Here is a 19,207-nt window from a genome sequence, read left to right on the forward strand (position 1 = left end):
TCTATTATATTATGATTAAGAACGACCTATACTTAAAAGCACTTCGCGGAGAAACCGTAGAAAGACCACCAGTTTGGATGATGAGACAAGCGGGAAGATATTTACCGGAATTCATTGCGCTGCGTGATCAATATGATTTCTTCACAAGATGTCAGACTCCGGAACTGGCTTCTGAAATTACAGTACAGCCGATCAGAAGGTTTCCGTTGGATGCTGCGATTTTATTTTCTGATATTTTGGTGGTTCCGCAAGCAATGGGAATTGACTTTAAAATGAAAGAATCTGTTGGTCCGTGGCTGGATACTCCGATCAGAACAATGGAGCAGGTTCAGAATGTTGTGGTTCCGGATGTGAATGATACGTTAGGATACGTTTTTGATGCCATTGAACTGACTTTGCAAAAATTAGACAATGAAATTCCATTAATCGGTTTTGCAGGTTCTCCCTGGACAATTCTTTGCTATTGTGTAGAAGGAAAAGGAAGTAAGGCATTTGATATTGCTAAATCTTTCTGTTTCCAGCAACCGGAGGCGGCTCATTTATTACTTCAGAAAATTACGGATACTACCATCGCTTACCTGAAAAGAAAAGTGGAAAAAGGGGTTTCTGCGGTTCAGGTTTTCGATTCTTGGGGAGGAATGCTTTCTCCGGCTGACTACCAGGAATTCTCTTGGAAGTATATCAATCAGATCGTTGAAGCTTTAAGTCCTTTAACTCACGTTGTTGTTTTTGGTAAAGGATGCTGGTTTGCTTTGGAAGATATGACGATGTCTAAAGTTTCGGCTTTAGGAGTTGACTGGACGATTACCCCGGAAATGGCAAGAACAATGACGAACCATACCATGACGCTGCAGGGAAATTTTGATCCTGCAAGATTGCATTCTACACCTGAAACTATTAAAAAGATGGTGACAGAAATGATTAACCGTTTCGGAAAAGACAGATATATCGCGAATTTAGGTCACGGAATTTTACCGAATATTCCTGTAGAAAATGCAGAAGCGTTTATCAGAGCGGTTGTGGATTGGAAACCCAACATTTAATTCTAAAATATTTTCCCACAGATTTCGCAGATCACACTGATTATTTATTCTGTGAAATTTGTGTAATCTGTGGGAAACCCAAATAAAATCCCTTTCAGTAATTGAAAGGGATTCTTCTATGAGTAAAATATTAATTGACTTCTGTAATGAAATCTTCTTTTGATTTTCTCACCTTAGTAAGGTTTACCAACCAGTCGTTTGATGCATCTCTGTAACCTAACGGTAGCAATAGAACGCTTTTTAGCCCTTTTTCTTTTAAATTTAATACTTTATCCACTTCTTCCGGAGAAAAGCCTTCCATTGGTGTAGAATCTACCTCTTCGAACGCCGCAGCGATAATGGCTGCACCAAATGAAATATAAGCCTGTTTCGCGGCATGAGTAAAGTTTTCTTCAGCAGATCTTTGTGGGTATGTACTCAACAGCATCTGTCTGTAGTTTTCCCAGCCTTCGTTCTTAAAGCCTCTGATATCATTTGTCAGATCAAACATTTTATTGATTCTTTCCTCTGTATACGTATCCCAAGCCGCAAAAACCAAAAGATGAGAACAGTCTGTAATCTGTGGCTGATTCCATGCGTGAGGTTTAATCTGTTCCTTGATTTCCTGATTGGTAACCACGATGATTTCAAAAGGCTGAAGTCCGCTTGACGTAGGTGCTAATCTTGCTGCCTCTAATATTTTATCCACTTTTTCCTGTGGCACTTTTTGACCGTTCATTGCTTTAGTTGCAAATCTCCAGTTCAATTTTTCAATTAATTCCATGCATTAAATTTTGACTGAACAAAATTACTCCATGCGACATGATATTCAGATACTAAATTTTAAATTTGTTATATTGTCAACATCTATTATCAATAAATTAATACCATAATAAAATGACAGAAAACACTGAATTTGATATTGAAGAATACAAAAGACAATCTGAAACACAAAGGCAAACTATCAATAATGAAGTATACGATGAAATATTAAAAAGTGCGAAATTCTTTTTACAAAAAAGAAAAAACAATATCGTAAGTGAAGAAATTGTTACTGCACTGGAAAGGATGGAAGAAGCATCCAGAATTCCTAACCTGAATGAAATAACGGACATCTATCTTTTTGAATCTGAATTCGGATTAAACTCCAGAGAGCTTTCCGAAGAGTTTCTTTATATTATTCTTATTATGATCGCTCAGCATTACAAGGATGAGCAAATGCACTATCTTGAAGAAATCATTCTGACCGACGGTAAATTCCGGGGCTCAAATGCACTTCAGTTTTATCTGAAAATAGGAACTTCACATAAAGAAAAAAGGGAATATGTTTTAAACTTCATTGAAAGTAATATAGATAAATTCCCGGAAAGTCATAAAAATATGGTGGCCATGTTTATCAAGGGATTCCTTCAAGGCGACAGACACGCCAAAACTATTTTTGATAAATTAAATATTACAAATCCTGAAGTTCATTTTAGAAACCCTCCAACTCAAACACAAAGAAAGCCTAAACCGGCAAAAGTATATCCTAAATGGTGGGAATTCTGGAAATAGCAAATAAAAAACACCTCCGAAATCAGAGGTGTTTTTTTTATTTTATTTGGAATTAACTTAGCATTCGCTGTGCTTTTTTCACCCCTTCTACGAGCGAATCAATCTCATTGAAAGTATTGTAAACTGCGAAGCTGGCTCTTACCGTTCCTGCGATATTAAAAAAACTCATGATGGGCTGTGTACAATGGTGTCCCGTTCTTACGGCAATTCCCATTTTATCAAGGATCATTCCTACATCAGAAGAAATTCCTACTCCTTCAAGGTTAAAAGAGACAACCCCTGTTCTGTGGGCTTTTTCCCCATATATTTTCACTCCTTCGATTTCCAAAAGCTGTCTTTGCGCATATTCCAACAAAGCATTTTCATGATTCTGGATATTCTCCTGTCCTACTTTTTGAATAAAATCAACTGCTACTCCCAACGCAATATTTCCTCCAACATTCGGAGTTCCCGCTTCAAATTTAAAAGGAAGTCCTGCATAAGTTGTTCCGTCAAAAGAACATGTTGCAATCATCTCTCCTCCTCCGTGAAACGGCGGCAGATCTTCAAGAACCTCCTGCTTTCCGTATAAAATTCCCGTTCCCATCGGAGCGTACATTTTATGACCTGAAAACACAAAGAAATCACAATCTAACTTTTGAACATCAATGGTAAAATGCGGTGCAGACTGAGCCCCGTCAATAACAATATAAGCATTGGAATTTGCTCTTGTTTTAGCAATAATTTCTTCAATAGGATTTACAATTCCCAACGCATTTGAAACCTGATTAACCGAAATCACTTTCGTTTTTTCACTTAAAAATTCATCTAACTTATCTAATTGAAGAATTCCGTTTTCATCGATAGGGATTACTCGTAATTTCGCCCCGGTTCTTTCACAAAGCATTTGCCATGGAACAATATTCGAGTGGTGTTCAAGATAAGAGATGATAATTTCATCATCTTTCTTCAATTTCTGAGTTAAAATATAAGAGACAAGGTTTAATCCTTCTGTTGTTCCTTTTGTAAAAATAACTTCGAAATCATGCTTAGCATTGATGAACTTCTGAATTTTTCTTCTTGAAAGCTCCATTTCTTCTGTTGCTAATTGGCTTAATGTATGAATTCCCCTATGCACATTAGCATTAATCTCTGTGTAATATGTATTCCAAACCTCTAAAACCGAATTAGGTTTTTGAGATGTTGCCGCATTATCTAAGTAAACTAAAGGTTTACCATTCACCTTCTGATCTAATATAGAAAACTGACTTCTGATTTCCTGAATGTCAAACATTTATTAAAATTTTAAATTAAAACGTCCTTATTTAGAACTCTTCAAATTTACGGCTTTTTCTTAATACTTGCTGTTAAACAAAAGCAAAAAGCACTTCTGTTTGAAGTGCTTTTTATATTTCAAATATTGATTAAAATTCAATATCTACTTCTAATTTTTCAGCCAAAAGCTTAGAAATTTTTTCTTTCAGAGGTTCAATATCGATGTTCTGCATCGCATCGTTGGCAAAAGCATATAAAAGCAATGCCTGAGCTTCTTTTTTAGAAATTCCTCTCGCTCTCAGATAGAACAATGCATCTTCATTCAGCTGTCCTACTGTACAACCGTGAGAACACTTCACATCATCCGCAAAAATCTCCAGCTGAGGTTTTGTATCGATCGTTGCTCCTTCGCTTAATAAAACGTTATTATTTTGCTGATAAGCATTCGTTTTCTGAGCAATTTTATCTACAAATACTTTTCCATTGAAAACCCCGTGAGATTTCCCGTCGAAAATACCTTTGTAATTCTGGTAACTTTCACAATTCGGCTGATTATGGTGAACCGCCGTGTGGTGATCGACCAACTGATCTTTCCCGATAATGGTGATCCCGTTCATGAATGAGTTGATATTCGACCCGTTCTGAATGAAATCCAGGTTGTTTCTTACCAATTTACCTCCGAAAGAGAAAGTATTCACAGTCGTTAAACTGTCTTTTTCCTGTTTTGCGAAAGTATTGTCAATTAAATAAGAAGTATCATTATCGTTCTGTAACTTATGCCAATCTGCTTTTGCATTCGGATACGTGAAAATTTCAGTTACAGAATTTGTTAACACATAGGTACTGTCAAAATTATGATGACTTTCAATGATCTCTACTTTTGCACCCTCTTCTACAATTAATAAGTTTCTTGTATTATAGAATGTATTTTCTTCCTGATTCTGAGAAATGTAGAAAACATGAATCGGTTTTTCAATCACTACATTTTTAGGAACTTTCAAGAAGAAACCATACTTACAATAAGCTTGGTTCAAATTGGTAAAAGCTGATTTGTCGCCAGCAATTGTATTGAAATATTTGTCGAAAACATCTTTATGCTTCTCATCATTCAATGCGTAATTGAATGAAAGAAACTCAACATTTTCAATTGAAACTTTTGATAATTCTTTATGAAGTTTACCGTTTACGAAAGTGATCCAGTCAAAATTTTCTTCGCCCAAATGCAACTGATCCAGCTGCTCTTTGGTGATATTGTGACTTTCTTTAGGGAAAAAATTATATTCCTTTTCAGTAATCTCCTTTAAGCTGGTATATTTATATTCTTCGTCTTTTTTTGTCGGAAAACCAACACTCTCGAATCGCTGAAGAGCTGCTTTTCTTTCTTCATCTAAAAATCTGTGATGAAGACTCTCCAAAAATTCATTATGGTTTTCTGTAATCTGTTCTTTTAATGCCATTACTGGTATATCTGTGGTTTGCACCATTTTTCCTTTTATTTGAGCTAAAATATTGTCATTCCGGAGAATGAGGAATCTAATTGTATGATTAGAGATTCTTCATTTCGCTACGCTTCATTCAGAATGACAACGAAAAATTTTTAATCTCTGTGACAGTTGATTTCTTCTTAGTTAAGAAGCCAGTCATACCCTTTTTCTTCAAGTTCCAACGCAAGAGATTTGTCACCGGTTTTGATGATTTTTCCGTTTGCCAGAACATGAACGAAGTCAGGCTGAATATAATTAAGCAATCTCTGATAGTGTGTAATCAAAAGAACTGCGTTTCCTTCATTTTTGAACGCATTTACACCGTCTGCTACGATTCTCAATGCATCAATATCTAATCCTGAATCGGTTTCATCAAGAATAGCCAATTTCGGATCCAGCATCATCATCTGAAAGATCTCATTTCTTTTCTTTTCACCTCCTGAGAATCCCTCATTTAATGATCTTGAAAGGAAATCTTTTTTGATTCCAAGCTTTTCAGATTTTTCGCGGATTAAAGCCAGCATTTCTTTTGCAGGCATTTCTCCCAATCCGTTTGCTTTTCTGTTTTCGTTCATCGCCGCTTTGATGAAGTTCGTTACAGAAACTCCCGGAATTTCTACCGGATATTGGAAAGAAAGGAAAATCCCTTTGTGCGCTCTTTCTTCAGGAGCATCTTCGATGATATCCTCACCTCTGAAGATGATTTCTCCGTCTGTAACCTCATAATCTTCTTTTCCTGCGATCACAGAAGAAAGAGTAGATTTACCGGCTCCGTTCGGCCCCATGATAGCATGAACTTCTCCCGGCTTTATTTCAAGATTGATACCTTTTAAAATTTCTGCGCCATCTTCAATTTTGGCGTGCAAGTTTTTTATATTTAACATACATTCAAATTTATCGCAAGGTCAAACTTTGAGTATATCCTTTGTAACACTAAACCACAATTAACAAAGGCATTAACGCTAGCGAATGAAATATTATTTTATTCTTTTTTTAAACATTAAAATTGAAATCAACCTTAATGTGTTGTTTGTCATTTCGACGAAGGAGAAATCTATTTTTTTAATAAAGATTCTTCACTTCGCTTTGCTTCGTTCAGAATGACAAGACGCCAAACTGTCTGAAATTGAAATTTTATCCTACAGAACCTTCTAAAGAAATCTCAAGTAACTTCTGAGCTTCAATAGCAAACTCCATTGGTAATTTATTTAAAACTTCTTTACTGAAACCATTTACGATCAAAGCAATGGCTCTTTCTGTATCGATACCTCTCTGGTTACAGTAGAAAATCTGGTCTTCCCCGATTTTCGAAGTCGTTGCTTCGTGTTCCAGCTGTGCAGAAGGATCTTTGATCTCGATATAAGGGAAAGTATGTGCTCCACATTCGTTCCCCATCAGCAAAGAGTCACACTGAGAAAAGTTTCTTGCTCCTTTTGCAGTCGGCATTACTTTTACCAACCCTCTGTATGAGTTGTTTGACTTTCCAGCAGAAATCCCTTTAGAAATGATGGTAGACTTTGTATTCTTTCCGATGTGGATCATCTTTGTTCCTGTATCTGCATATTGGTGATTATTGGTCACCGCGATTGAATAAAACTCTCCAACCGAGTTATCTCCTTTCAAAATACAAGAAGGATACTTCCACGTTACTGCAGAACCAGTTTCAACCTGTGTCCAGGAGATTTTTGCATTCTTTTCGCAAAGCCCTCTTTTCGTTACAAAATTGAAAACTCCCCCTTTTCCTTCTTCATTACCCGGATACCAGTTTTGTACGGTTGAATATTTAATTTCAGCATTATCCATTGCGATCAGCTCAACAACAGCTGCGTGAAGCTGATTTTCGTCTCTTGATGGTGCTGTACATCCTTCAAGATAAGAAACATAACTTCCTTCATCCGCAATCACAAGCGTTCTTTCAAACTGGCCTGTTCCTGCCTGATTGATACGGAAATACGTAGACAATTCCATCGGACATCTTACTCCTTTTGGAATATAACAGAAACTTCCGTCAGAGAATACTGCAGAATTCAGTGCCGAATAGAAATTATCTCCTCTCGGAACTACTTTTCCAAGATATTTTCTTACTAAGTCCGGATGATTTTTGATCGCCTCAGAAATAGAACAGAAAATAATTCCTTTTTCCATCAATGTCTCCTGAAAAGTCGTCTTTACCGAAACTGAGTCCATTACAATATCTACAGCAACTCCTGAAAGTCTTTTCTGCTCTTCGATATTGATCCCTAATTTTTCAAAAGTTTTGATCAATTCAGGATCTACTTCATCAAGACTCGCCAATTCTGGTTTTACTTTCGGAGCAGCATAATATTTGATTGCCTGAAAATCAGGTTTCTCATATTTAATATTGGCCCATTCCGGTTCTACCATTTTCAACCAGATTCTGAAAGATTCCAAACGCCATTCTGTCATCCATTCCGGTTCCTCTTTTTTCGCAGAAATCGCACGGATGATATCTTCATTTAAACCAATCGGGAAATCTTCGTAATCGATCTTTGTTTCCCAACCGAATTCATATTTTTTATTTTCTAGATCGACTCTTAGATCGTCTTCAGTGTACTTTGACATTAATTAAATAATTAAAAATTAAATGATTAAAAAATTAGCTTCGTTTTTTAACATCAGTTTTAGAGAGATAATCAATAAATTTTGATAATTGTCTTGAAACCAATTTACAATCATTAATTAAATCTTGTGTGTCCTCCTCATATAAAACCGAGCAAAGATGTAACATATTTCTTACTTCTCCACAACTGCCTTTAGAATATTTTAAAAATCTAATAAACTGGGCATTATTGTTATACTCGCTTCCTTCCGCAATATTATTTGAAATTGACAAAACCGCTCTTTTGATTTGGTTACTCAATTCAAATTCCCTCTTATATTTATCTTGATTTAAAAGATTAAAAACATTTTTTGTAAGATTAACAGCTAATTGATAAACTTCAAATTTTTCGAATTCATCCGCCATTTACTAATTTTTTAATCCTTTAATCTTTTAATAACTATAAGCTGAAAGATTCTCCGCACCCACATGTTCTTGATGCGTTCGGATTGTTAAAAACAAATCCCTTTCCATTCAAACCTCCTGAATATTCCAGAGTGGTACCCGCTAAATAGAGAATTGATTTTTTATCTACAATAATTTTAATGTCATTGTCTTCAAAAACCTGATCTGTGTCTGTTTTTTCGTTGTCGAACTTCAAAACATATTCTAAACCAGAGCATCCTCCGCTTTTCACCCCCACTCTTATATAGTCTTCAAAAGGTTTAAAACCATCTTCTGTCATCAGTTGGATGGCTTTTGCTTTTGCTTGATCTGATACTTTTATCATTGTATTTATTTAGAATGATTTAATAATGCAAAAATACGAACTAATTTCCGCAATCTCAAATTGAAGATATCTATTTTAATGATTCTGTTAGTAATAAGATTATTCTTAACAGCTTGGGTAATGTTAAAAAATATATAATTTTTTCCTTTCAAATCTGCAGATTCCGTTTTTGATTTAACTTTAAACAATATTTTTTATCTATTAAAAAAATTAGCAGTGAAACAGAAACTACTTGTTTTCCTTGTATTGTTTTCAGTAATAAAGTCTTACGGACAGACCACGAGATATATTTATGAAACTTCGGTAAACCCCGATTCGATCAATCTGGTAACGATGAAAACGGAGAGAACTTTCCTGGATGTAAAAGCAAACCGATCATTATTCATTAGCGAAAATAAATTAATACAGGATTCTTTATTTGCATCTTTTAAACCTGAAGAAAACAGAAAAAAAGAAGAGAAAGATCTTTCAAAATCCGAAAAGATAAAAAGACCAGAAGCAACTTTCTTTGAATATTTCATCACGAAAGAAATTCCTGAACAAAAAGTTTATTACCATGACAAAGTAGGTATAAAGCAAATTTATTATCAGGAAGACCGTCCGATACAATGGGAAATCACCAGTGACACTGGAAAGCAGAATGGATATTTGGCTCAAAAAGCGGTTGCGAATTTTGGAGGAAGAGTCTGGACCGCATGGTTTACAAAAGACATTACTATTTCAGACGGACCTTATAAATTTTCGGGCCTGCCCGGACTTATTGTAAAATTAGAAGATGATAAAGGAGATTACAGGTTTGATCTTGTAACGAAAATGATTCTTCAAAATGCCTTTGAAGAACCAATAAGCGCTGATGCGAAACAAAGTACCAGAATTAATTTTAATGGTGACAAGGCTGCCCTGAAATTGGAATTTTCGAAAAACAGAAAAAACATGGCCGGAAATGGAGACGGAATGCAAAATTTCCGAGGTGGAGGACGACGAGGCGGCGGTATGAACGGAAGCGGAATGCCTGGAGGAATGAGTGGAATGCAAGGCGGTATGGGACACCATGGCGGAATGGATGAGGGAATACAACAGATGCCAAGTATGAATTCAAATGGCAACAGTTCTCCAATAATGAGCACAGCCCCTCAAAACCCAATTGAATTAAAATAAAAAATATAAATCAATGAAAAAGTTAGGAATGATAGCTTTAGCGTTATTCATGCAGACAGCTTTTGCACAAACCAACAGATTTGTGTACCAGGTGACCATGAAACCTGATGCTTCCAATAAAAATGATGTGAAGACCGAAAATGCCTACCTGGATATTTCGGCAGAAAAGTCTCTTTTCTATTCTGAAAACAGATTTAAAAGAGATTCTATTATGCAAAAAGCCTTTCAAAGTGGAGGCGGAAGGGGAAGTTTCAACAGAGATCAGATGGAAAGTCTGAGATCGAACATCAACTACTCTATTGAAAAAGATAAGGAAAATCAAAAGACAATTTATAAAGACAGATTAGGTCGGGATATTTATGTATATGAAGAAGACCGTCCGATTAATTGGAAAATTTCTTCTGAAACGACCAAAATCGGAGATTATAAAGTTCAGAAAGCCGAAACAGAGTTCGCAGGGAGAAAATGGACTGCTTGGTTTACTACAGATTTACCGTATCAGGATGGCCCTTATAAATTCAGCGGACTTCCGGGACTTATCGTTAAAGCCGAGGATGACAAAGGGGATTATTCATTTGATTTGATGAAAAACTATAAAATCTCAGAAATTCCTGCTTTAAATCAGTTTGGAAATGTGATTAAAGTAAAAAGAACTGATTTTGTAAAACAACAGGAGAAGTTTAAAACAGATCCGATGTCATTCATGAATCAAGGCGGCGGTGGAGGAATTTCTGCTCCGATGAGAATTGGCGGAGGCGGTGGAAATCAAAACCCCGGTGATATGAGAAAGAGAATGGAAGAAAGAGTAAAAGAAGAAGCTAAAAGAAACAGCAATCCGATAGAACTGCAATAAATAAAAAAATCCTGAAGAAAATCTTCAGGATTTTTTTATTTTTGATTAATTACCTAAAATTTGATTAAAGGTATTCCCCTGTCGTATATCTCCGGTATTATATCCTTTCATAAACCATTCTTTACGCTGAGCGGAAGATCCGTGCGTGAAGCTTTCCTGATTTACATATCCCTGTGATCTTTTCTGGATATTATCATCTCCCACCGCTTCTGCAGCATCTATCGCAGACTGAACATCTCCCGGTTCCAATATATGTTCTCTATTATCCGTTTGTTTTGCCCAAACCCCTGCATAAAAATCTGCCTGGAGTTCTGTAGCAACTGAGACTTTATTCACCTGTGCTTCAGAATAATTTCCGCTTGTTCTTACTTTGTCTGTTTTACCCAGAGTACCCAAAAGATTTTGCACATGGTGTCCCATTTCATGAGCCATCACGTAGGCAATGGAGAATTCCGTTACTTTGGCTCCGAAGCGTTGTTCCAGTTCTTTAAAAAAACTCATATCCATATACACCGTCTGATCTACAGGACAATAAAAAGGTCCCATTGCAGATTGAGCCGTTCCACATCCGGATTGCGTGGTATTTTCAAATAAAACGACTCTTGCAGGAGTATATTTTATTCTGTTTTCAGCGAAAATTTTAGTCCAGGTTTCTTCATTTTCGGCGGTTACCATTTGAACAAATTCTCTCACTTTAAGTTCATTCGCATTAAGTTCCCGTTGCTCTGTCTGTGCTCCTCCATTTCCCATATTTCCTGAAGAAAGAATGGAGGAAGGATCTCCTCCCAAGAAAAATACAATTGCTGCAATGATAAGCGTACCAAGACCTCCTCCTACAATTGCTCCGCCACTGCCAGAACCTCGCCTGTCTTCTACGTTACCGCTTCTATCGTCTGTCCATTTCATATTTTAGTTTTATTTTATATGTAAATTTAAAATAATATCATTACTAAATAATTACTTTTGTGAAAAATTAAAACTAAAGTGAAAAAAAATCTAATTTTCTTTTTGTTATTGGGAATCGTAAGTTTAAACTCATGTAATGAAGAATCTAAGGAAGATGAAGTGAGCAGTATCGACAAAAACGCGTCTATTGAAACAGAACTTTCAGTAAAGCATATCGATACCGCAGATGTTCTCATCACCAAACACAAGATCTGGAAAAATAATAAACTTTTTAAAGAGATTATTAAAACAGATACCATTCCTTCCTTAGGAGACACGCTTGTTACTGCAGAAGACAATGATGGCTATGAGCAAAGTGCGAAAACCAAAAAAGATTACGAATTTTATATAACCGTTCAGTAATGAAAAAATCAAGTTCTATAAAATTGCTTTTTGTAACGGGACTTCTTGCTTCATGTACCCAAAACAAACCTGAAGATCAATGGAAGAATGAGAAAAAAGTATACATGAGATCTGATTCTACGGCCTCCTATACCAGAAGCCACGGCTTTATGCCCGGATATTTTTGGTATCATGCATTCAGACCTTACGGTTCTTTTCACAACGGTTCTTATCAAAGGGCTGGATATTACAGTGATGCCATCAGCTCCAAATCAAATGTAGGCAGAAGTACTTACAAAGGAAATGTGGTAAGAGGCGGATTGGGCAGAAGCGGATTTAGAGCATCTTCATAAGTATGGAAAGAATTACATCGGGTTTCCGGAAAAACTGGGAGCATAAACTTGAGAATTTAGGCTTCGGATATCATTCTTTGGAAGGTCTTTATTGGGATGAAAGCCATTATTATCAATTCTCATCAGAAGAAATCAACACCATAGAAAATGCGACTGCCGAGCTTTGGCAAATGTGTCTTGAAGCGGTGGATTATATTATTGAAAAAAATCTTTGGTACCGGTTCAATATTCCGGACTGGTTTAAAGACTATATCATTACAAGCTGGGAAGAAGATCATCCTTCTATCTATGGCAGATTTGATTTCGGTTTTGATGGCAAGAATCTAAAGCTTTTAGAATTTAATGCAGATACTCCAACATCGCTATATGAAGCATCCGTAGTACAATGGTACTGGCTTCAGGAGATGTTTCCGTACAAAGATCAGTTCAATTCCATTCATGAAAAGCTGGTTGATTACTGGAAGTATCTTAAAAACTATATGAATCCTCATTATATTTATTTCGCATCGCTTACCAATATTGAAGATGTAACCAATGTGGAATATTTAAGGGATTGTGCCACTCAGGCCGGTTTTGATACTGAATTTATCGCGATTCAGGATATCGGATGGGCGGAAGATATTGAGGAATTTATTGCCGGAGATAAAACCATTATGGAATATATTTTTAAATTATATCCTTATGAATGGATTCTTGATGATGGTTTTGGAGAAAAGCTCGTTAAAAACGGTTTCAGATCTCAATGGATAGAACCTGCATGGAAATTACTGCTTTCATGTAAAGCGATCCTTCCCATTCTTTGGGAACTGTATCCGAATCATCCTTATCTCCTTGAATCATATTTTGAGCCAAAGCATCTGAAGGATTTTGTAAAAAAGCCGATATATTCCAGAGAAGGAGCGAATGTCACTTTATTTAAAAATAACATTCCTTTAGAACAAAACAGTGGCATATATGGAAAAGAAGGATATATTTATCAGCAGCTTTTTGATCTTCCTAATTTTGATGAGAACTATCCTATTATCGGAAGCTGGGTCATTGGTCAGGAACCTGCCGGAATTGGAATCAGAGAATCGGTTAATTTAATTACCAATAATCAGAGTCGATTTATTCCCCATCTTATAGATTAAACAATAAAAAAGGAGCTTAAATTAAGCTCCTTTTTCTTTTTATTATCAATTAAGAATGTCCAAATCCGATGTTTCCTTTTTTTCCGGATAAATTCTTCTTAAAATCGATCATTCTCAGCGCAGTAACCGCCGCTTCCACTCCTTTGTTTCCAAGATCTCCTCCACTTCTTGCAATGGACTGCTCTTTTGTATCGTCTGTCAGTACACAGAATATGGTAGGTGTATCGGTAAGAACATTACAATCCTTAATACCCTGAGCTACTGCAGAGCATACAAAATCAAAATGAGGAGTTTCTCCGCGAATCACACATCCAATTGCAATCACTGCATCATATTTTCGTTCTTTACAAAGCTGCATACTCGCATAGTTTAACTCAAATGCTCCGGGAACTGAGAAAAGGCTAATATTCTCTTTTTTCACTCCTTCTTTTTCAAGAATTTCCAGTGCTGCATCACGAAGATTGTACGTTACAAAATCATTCCACTCAGAAAAAACAATGCCGATTGAAAATTCATCGGCATTCGTTATATGAAGTGGCTTGTAATCGGAAAGATTAACTGTTGCCATGTTTTAATAATATTTAGTCATTTCAATATAAGAATCAGACATTCCGTTGTCGTAGTCCTGATATTTTTCGTCAATTGTAGCAAAATACTTTTTAGCTTCAGCATTTTTCTTAAGACCTAATGCTACAATTCCTGCTTTTCTTGTGAAATAATAGCTTGTGTAAGGATCATCAGAGGCAGAAGAAGCTTTATCTAATAAGGTAAGTGCTTCATCATTCTTGTTAAGACCAGATTTTGCATCTGCCATTGCTCCATACTTCATGGCCATCAATGTTTTATTGTCTGAAGAGAATTTATCTAAAAGATCATATGCCTCCTGAAACTTTCCTTCTTTAAATTTCAATAATCCTGCATTGTAAGCAGAAAGTTTTCCTACTTTAGTTCCGGAATAGTTTTCATACGTTCCTAAAAACCCAGGATTAGCAGCAGATTTACCACCAAGAGCTTCTTTATCTTTTCCTTCAGCAGCATATTTCTGTGCAGCAAGGTAACTTTTCACAGCTTCTACGTTCTTTGGAGCTTCTACAAATTGCTTATAGCCAAAAAAACCTAAAACTCCCAAAATCAAAACTCCGAAAACGATTCCTATTTGTTTTGAGTATTTTTCAAGAAATCTTTCAGTGTTTAAAGCTTCTCTGTCAAGATCTTTAAAAAATTCTACTGTTTCTTTACCTTCTTGCTCATTGTGAGCATTCTTTTCCAATTTTGCCATAAGTTTTTAAAAATTGAACTGCAAATTTAATTGTTTCTTAGTGATTTACAAAATACTTTGTGCGTATTATTAATAAAAGTGAATAAATAGTATATGGAGGAAGTAAATTGCTAATCGCCATTTATAAAAAAAGCTTCATAAATCGCGTTTATGAAGCTTTAATTATGTTTTGAAAATTTTTAGTATTCTAAAATATGATAGATTTCTGCGTCGAACTTTTTCAGTTTTTCATCTCCATTCAATCCTTTCAATCCGATCAGGAAACTGAATTGTGAAACCTTTGCACCTTGTTTCTCAACTAATTTCGCAGCGGCTTCTGTAGTTCCGCCTGTTGCTAAAAGGTCATCGTGAATCAAAACTCTTTGTCCGGGCTTTATCTGTCCTTCACGGGTTTCAATGATAGCACTACCGTATTCGAGGTCATATTTTTCTGAAATAATCGGTGGCGGAAGCTTTCCTGCTTTCCGGATTAAGATAAACGGAACTTCCAAAGCAACCGCAATGGCAATCCCGAATAAATACCCGCGGCTTTCAATTCCGCAAACAGCATCTATTTTCCCTTTGCTGAAAGTTACCAAATCCTCTATTACTTCTTCATACAGTTTTGGATTCAGAAATATCGGCGAAATATCTTTAAACTGAATTCCTGGAATGGGAAAATCAGGGATATTTTCAATTGTCCTTTCAAGTTTCTTTATAAGGTCTTGTGAAGCCATTTACGGGTTTATTTTATAGCTGGAAATCTTCCAGTCGCCATTTACATTTTTAAGCCCGAAAGTTACCTTCAATGAAGTTGTTTTTCCGTTTTTATCGGTAACATCGTAGGTTGCATTTACACTTGCCGAATTTGTGCTGGTTCCGTTAGTCGTAATATTTTTAACGCTTACATTTTTCACTGCTCCGAATCCTGAATTCGGATTTGAAAACGATTCATAGCTTCCCCAGCTTGGATTGCTTGATGCATTATAAGCTGCTTTAAGGTTTTGTGAGCTTACATTATTTAAAAAGCTGTTTACTGTAGATCTTGGATCAGCTGTCGGCTGTTTAGGAGCTGCAGGCGTTGCAGGTGTGGCCGCCGGATCAGTAGGCGTTGTCGCTGGTGTTGCTCCAGGATTATTCGGATCTACTACAGCAGGATCCTGATTAACCGCAGTAGAGTCTACTTTAGGAACTTCCGGAACTTTCAATGCTGCAGGATTAACATCCAGTCCGATCTTAGACATCTTGAAGGTCTTAGCAGTTGTTTTTACCGAAACAGTGATGTCAATTTTGCCATCAATTACTTTAGCGGCAGGAATTGATGAAAACTTTAAATTAAATCCTTTAAAATTGTTATCCTGCATCAGGTTTTTAGCCGTTGCCAGCTTCACTCCGTTGCTGAAGACTTCAAGGGTTGCTTCTAAACCTGCTCCTGTAAAAGATACCGGATTTCCAGCATTATCTACCAATCTCGGAACAATTTGCAGAGCAGTCGGCGCTCCGGTTCCGTCATCTCCTGTAGGTCTTGTAAGAATGCTTAATGAGTTTGCTCTTACATCATTCGGATCACTTTCTTTTGCTTTATCATCCCCGAAAATATTCATTTCACCTAAAGAAGGCGGTGCTGTACTTGCCCACTCTATCCCGTTTTTCTGAGCCACTTCATCTGCCATAGCCATAATTTCCGGAACTTTTTTGCCGTTAATTAACTGTCCCAGAGCTTTAAGCTCATTGATATCTCCATCTGCCTCTACTCCAAATGTTTTTAAAATATATAAGGCTTCATTAAATTTAATCTGCTTGATGGTAGGCAGACTTGAAGTCATATCATTAATACTGGACTGTAATGTTTTTGTATTCGTTGCATCTACATGATCTTTTTTACATGCCGTAAACAGCAATAAACTGAGAATTAGTAGGAAAGAAAACTTTTTCATTTTTTTCTGGTTTGCTGCAAATTTAGTAAAACCATTTATTAATGAAGGTTTTATTTTTTATTTTGTTTTTCTTTTAAATCATCTTTAAAAAATGAACTGAAAATGTTCTGCATATTTGGGAATGATACATCCTGCCAGTAATTTGATGAATAGTTGCTGTTGTTTTTATTAAACTTAACTTTTCCTTCCACATCATCATTATCACTAAAATCTAACTCTGTAGGATAAAAGTTTTTATAAGAAATCAGTTGATTATAATCTGGCTCACTTTTATGTTTTAGCTTTAAGTATCCGATTTCATTAGACTCTAAAAAATCTCTGAGTGTTTTTTGCGAGTCTTTTTCATAGGAGTGATTGATAAGCGAACTCATGTCGTACAGTCTGTAACCAAAAAATGCAATCTCTTTTTCTTTAAGTGCGCTTCCACTGATTTCGATTTCGTCCTTTGTATTTCCCTTTAATTCTTTGATAACAGCATTCTTATTTTTATATTCTGTAATATTTCCTACACTCATTAATCTTGGCAAATCTAAAAATGCATTGTAGTCAAGATTTCCTGTTTGTTTTCTGTCGGTGGATGGATTTTCCAATCTGAAAATTCTGTATTGTTGTACGTCTTTGCTTTTCAGCTTTTTGGTTTTGTTATCAAAAACATAGGTTGCAACCCCGTCAACATAACAATTCAGCTTACCGTTGACCGTTACATAAGCATTAAAGTTTCCTTTTATGATGGCGTATTTTGCAGGCTTGTTATTTTTAATAACGACCGCTTCGATATCTTTTACTCTGTCATTAAGCTTCACAACGTCTTTGTTTATCTCATCGAATGAGAGGTTTGCCACAGCAATATTGTCGTAAACAAGCTGAAATTTTGCTTGTTCAGGAGTTATGGAAGATTTCTCAATTTTTCCATCGATGTCGGAAGTTGCCAGAATATTTCCGTCCTTTCCAAAGACAACAACTTTGGGTAATGGCTGTCCTGTTTTTTCAGAAACAAAACTGATAGTTTGAGCATTAAACAAACTGAATAGGATGATAAATAACAGGTTTAATAGAAACGTTTTTTTCATGGGTTTAATTGATTTATAAGTTAGCTCATTAAATCTATTTGTAAGACAACAAAACTTTTAAAATGGTTGCCTGTTTAATTTTAAAAACAGCTAATGCAAAAAAAAAAGACTGATTATAATAATCAGTCTTTTTTGTCTTTATCTTGTTACAAGTTTTCCTTAGAAAGGATACTCATAAATTTCAGATTCGTGTAAGAATGGGTTTCCTGTAGGGATCAATTTCAATTTAGACAATGCTGAAAGCACAGTAAACATAAATAATCCGGCTACGAATAGGATAGCTCCTGCCACTAATAAGAATACTTCAGGAGTGTTCCAGTATGGACCTACCGTTCCCGGCATTACCATGTTGAAGTAATCTAAGATGTGACCACAAATAACTACTACAGCCATTGTTGTAACCACTTTATAGTTTCTCTTGATGCTGCTACTTACTAATACTAATAAAGGTAATAGGAAGTTTACAATAAGCATTGGTAAGAACGTTGGAGAATAGTGTTGGAATCTTCCAAAGAAGTAATTAACCTCTTCCGGAACGTTCGCATACCAGTACAACATGAACTGAGCGAACCATGTATACGTCCAAAGCATACTTGTAGCGAAAAGGAATACTCCTAAATCGTGCAAGTGATTATCATTGAACTGAGGTAAGAAACCATTTTTCTTTAGGTAAACACTTAAAAGGATGATTACTGCGATACCACTTGAAAGGCAGCTAACCATTGAATACCAGATATACATTGTAGAATACCAGTGAGGGTCAATAGACATCAACCAGTCCCAAGCCCAAGCTGCAGAAGCAAATCCGAAGAATGCGATATACCCTACTGCCCATCTGTAAAGCATTTGGTAATCTACTTTAGATTTTGTCTCATCTACTTTCTTAGACTGAGCTTTCAGTTTCCATGCAAAGAAAGATGCTCCCAATACATAGATGAAAGTTCTTACAGCATAGAAAGGTATATTTAAGAATCTTTTCTTTTCAAATAGGATTACGTCGAAGTGAGCAGATTCCGGGTCTGTCAATTCAGGATCCATCCAATGGAATAAGTGACCATTATGAGTGATATTTAAAATCATTAAGATAATTAAAATAGCACCACCCCAAGGAATATAAGAAGCAATAGCTTCCATTACTCTTGTAATAATGATTGGCCATCCTGCGTGTGCAGCGTGCTGAATAGAATAGAAGAATAATACACAGCAGCTAACTCCAAAGAAAAATACAGCTACGAAATGTATTGCTGCTAAAGGCTGGTTGTGAACCTGCAAAGTAGCGTGCTCAAGGTGAGCAGCTTGATCCTGAGGTCCTACCATTTCACTTGAATGTGTAGGTGCAGTATGACCAGAAGCATGAACAGCCTCCATCATTTCTCCTATTTTTTCAGTAGAAAGTCCCTTATTCATAAAGAAACCAATACCAAATAGAACTAAACCTACAACAAGAAGGATTATAGAAGTTGATTTTAATTTTGGTGAAAAACTATACATTTCTTT

Annotated in this window: 21 protein-coding genes; 7 read left to right on the forward strand and 14 right to left on the reverse strand. The window is 36.0% G+C overall.

Features of this window, described 5'->3' with window-relative positions; translation table 11 throughout:
- The first annotated feature begins 11 nt into the window (after nt 1-11).
- Nucleotides 12-1,043, forward strand: coding sequence for a uroporphyrinogen decarboxylase (gene hemE / locus CLV73_RS13475; RefSeq protein ID WP_100377402.1), 1,032 nt, complete (start codon nt 12-14; stop codon nt 1,041-1,043).
- A gap of 130 nt (nt 1,044-1,173) precedes the next feature.
- Here hemE and CLV73_RS13480 read toward each other — a convergent pair whose 3' ends face one another.
- A complete protein-coding gene (locus tag CLV73_RS13480; RefSeq protein WP_100377403.1) occupies nt 1,174-1,806 on the reverse strand; it encodes an NAD(P)H-dependent oxidoreductase in 633 nt (210 codons plus the stop codon).
- A gap of 113 nt (nt 1,807-1,919) precedes the next feature.
- Between CLV73_RS13480 and CLV73_RS13485 the strand changes: the two genes are divergently transcribed.
- Entirely contained in the window at nt 1,920-2,576 is a 657-nt protein-coding gene (locus CLV73_RS13485; protein WP_100377404.1) for a hypothetical protein, read from the forward strand.
- A 52-nt stretch (nt 2,577-2,628) separates the two neighbouring features.
- Here the strand turns inward: CLV73_RS13485 and CLV73_RS13490 are convergent, their stop codons facing one another.
- The 6 genes from CLV73_RS13490 to CLV73_RS13515 all read right to left on the reverse strand — a co-directional run bounded on the left by CLV73_RS13490 (nt 2,629) and on the right by CLV73_RS13515 (nt 8,664).
- Nucleotides 2,629-3,849, reverse strand: coding sequence for an aminotransferase class V-fold PLP-dependent enzyme (locus CLV73_RS13490; protein WP_100377405.1), 1,221 nt, complete (start codon nt 3,847-3,849; stop codon nt 2,629-2,631).
- A 130-nt stretch (nt 3,850-3,979) separates the two neighbouring features.
- On the reverse strand, nt 3,980-5,287 hold the full coding sequence (sufD, locus tag CLV73_RS13495) for a Fe-S cluster assembly protein SufD (RefSeq protein WP_185116781.1): 1,308 nt from the start codon (nt 5,285-5,287) through the stop codon (nt 3,980-3,982).
- A 167-nt stretch (nt 5,288-5,454) separates the two neighbouring features.
- Complete coding sequence (sufC, locus tag CLV73_RS13500; RefSeq protein ID WP_100377406.1) at nt 5,455-6,198, reverse strand: Fe-S cluster assembly ATPase SufC; 744 nt, start codon at nt 6,196-6,198, stop codon at nt 5,455-5,457.
- A gap of 250 nt (nt 6,199-6,448) precedes the next feature.
- Nucleotides 6,449-7,897, reverse strand: a complete 1,449-nt coding sequence (sufB, locus tag CLV73_RS13505) for a Fe-S cluster assembly protein SufB (RefSeq protein WP_100377407.1) — start codon at nt 7,895-7,897, stop codon at nt 6,449-6,451.
- 34 nt (nt 7,898-7,931) lie between these two features.
- Nucleotides 7,932-8,300 (reverse strand): four helix bundle protein, encoded by a 369-nt coding sequence (locus CLV73_RS13510; protein ID WP_100377408.1) that lies wholly within the window; start codon nt 8,298-8,300, stop codon nt 7,932-7,934.
- A gap of 34 nt (nt 8,301-8,334) precedes the next feature.
- The gene (locus CLV73_RS13515) at nt 8,335-8,664 is read right to left on the reverse strand and encodes a HesB/IscA family protein (protein ID WP_100377409.1); all 330 of its coding nucleotides are present in this window, start codon (nt 8,662-8,664) and stop codon (nt 8,335-8,337) included.
- Between the two features lie 216 nt (nt 8,665-8,880).
- Between CLV73_RS13515 and CLV73_RS13525 the strand changes: the two genes are divergently transcribed.
- Both CLV73_RS13525 and CLV73_RS13530 read left to right on the forward strand, forming a co-directional pair.
- Nucleotides 8,881-9,822: a GLPGLI family protein gene (locus tag CLV73_RS13525; protein WP_157798799.1), complete on the forward strand. Its 942-nt coding sequence runs from the start codon at nt 8,881-8,883 to the stop codon at nt 9,820-9,822.
- A 13-nt stretch (nt 9,823-9,835) separates the two neighbouring features.
- Nucleotides 9,836-10,675 (forward strand): GLPGLI family protein, encoded by an 840-nt coding sequence (locus CLV73_RS13530; RefSeq protein ID WP_100377412.1) that lies wholly within the window; start codon nt 9,836-9,838, stop codon nt 10,673-10,675.
- 45 nt (nt 10,676-10,720) lie between these two features.
- Here CLV73_RS13530 and ypfJ read toward each other — a convergent pair whose 3' ends face one another.
- Nucleotides 10,721-11,581 carry a KPN_02809 family neutral zinc metallopeptidase gene (gene ypfJ / locus CLV73_RS13535; RefSeq protein WP_100377413.1) on the reverse strand — a complete coding sequence of 287 codons (861 nt, stop codon included), beginning with the start codon at nt 11,579-11,581 and terminating at the stop codon, nt 10,721-10,723.
- 78 nt (nt 11,582-11,659) lie between these two features.
- Here ypfJ and CLV73_RS13540 point away from each other — a divergent pair, with 78 nt between their 5' ends.
- From CLV73_RS13540 to CLV73_RS13550, 3 genes are read left to right on the forward strand one after another with little or no spacing between them, the layout of a single operon-like run.
- A complete protein-coding gene (locus tag CLV73_RS13540; protein ID WP_100377414.1) occupies nt 11,660-11,983 on the forward strand; it encodes a hypothetical protein in 324 nt (107 codons plus the stop codon).
- Complete coding sequence (locus CLV73_RS13545; protein ID WP_100377415.1) at nt 11,983-12,315, forward strand: hypothetical protein; 333 nt, start codon at nt 11,983-11,985, stop codon at nt 12,313-12,315. Before CLV73_RS13540 ends, CLV73_RS13545 begins: the two co-directional genes overlap by 1 nt.
- 2 nt (nt 12,316-12,317) lie before the next feature.
- On the forward strand, nt 12,318-13,445 hold the full coding sequence (locus tag CLV73_RS13550; protein WP_317044625.1) for a glutathionylspermidine synthase family protein: 1,128 nt from the start codon (nt 12,318-12,320) through the stop codon (nt 13,443-13,445).
- Between the two features lie 49 nt (nt 13,446-13,494).
- Here CLV73_RS13550 and ribH read toward each other — a convergent pair whose 3' ends face one another.
- From ribH to CLV73_RS13580, 6 genes are all read right to left on the reverse strand, one after another.
- Entirely contained in the window at nt 13,495-14,013 is a 519-nt protein-coding gene (gene ribH / locus CLV73_RS13555) for a 6,7-dimethyl-8-ribityllumazine synthase (protein ID WP_100377417.1), read from the reverse strand.
- A gap of 3 nt (nt 14,014-14,016) precedes the next feature.
- Nucleotides 14,017-14,724 carry a YfgM family protein gene (locus tag CLV73_RS13560; protein ID WP_100377418.1) on the reverse strand — a complete coding sequence of 236 codons (708 nt, stop codon included), beginning with the start codon at nt 14,722-14,724 and terminating at the stop codon, nt 14,017-14,019.
- A 179-nt stretch (nt 14,725-14,903) separates the two neighbouring features.
- Complete coding sequence (locus tag CLV73_RS13565) at nt 14,904-15,440, reverse strand: adenine phosphoribosyltransferase (RefSeq protein WP_100377419.1); 537 nt, start codon at nt 15,438-15,440, stop codon at nt 14,904-14,906.
- Entirely contained in the window at nt 15,441-16,640 is a 1,200-nt protein-coding gene (locus CLV73_RS13570) for a hypothetical protein (RefSeq protein WP_100377420.1), read from the reverse strand. It abuts the gene before it with no gap.
- 50 nt (nt 16,641-16,690) lie between these two features.
- Nucleotides 16,691-17,710: a hypothetical protein gene (locus tag CLV73_RS13575; protein WP_100377421.1), complete on the reverse strand. Its 1,020-nt coding sequence runs from the start codon at nt 17,708-17,710 to the stop codon at nt 16,691-16,693.
- A 159-nt stretch (nt 17,711-17,869) separates the two neighbouring features.
- A complete protein-coding gene (locus tag CLV73_RS13580) occupies nt 17,870-19,201 on the reverse strand; it encodes a quinol:cytochrome C oxidoreductase (protein WP_100377422.1) in 1,332 nt (443 codons plus the stop codon).
- Nucleotides 19,202-19,207 lie beyond the last annotated feature (6 nt).

The sequence above is a fragment of the Chryseobacterium geocarposphaerae genome (genome assembly GCF_002797535.1).
In the GTDB taxonomy this organism is placed as follows: Bacteria; Bacteroidota; Bacteroidia; order Flavobacteriales; family Weeksellaceae; genus Chryseobacterium; species Chryseobacterium geocarposphaerae.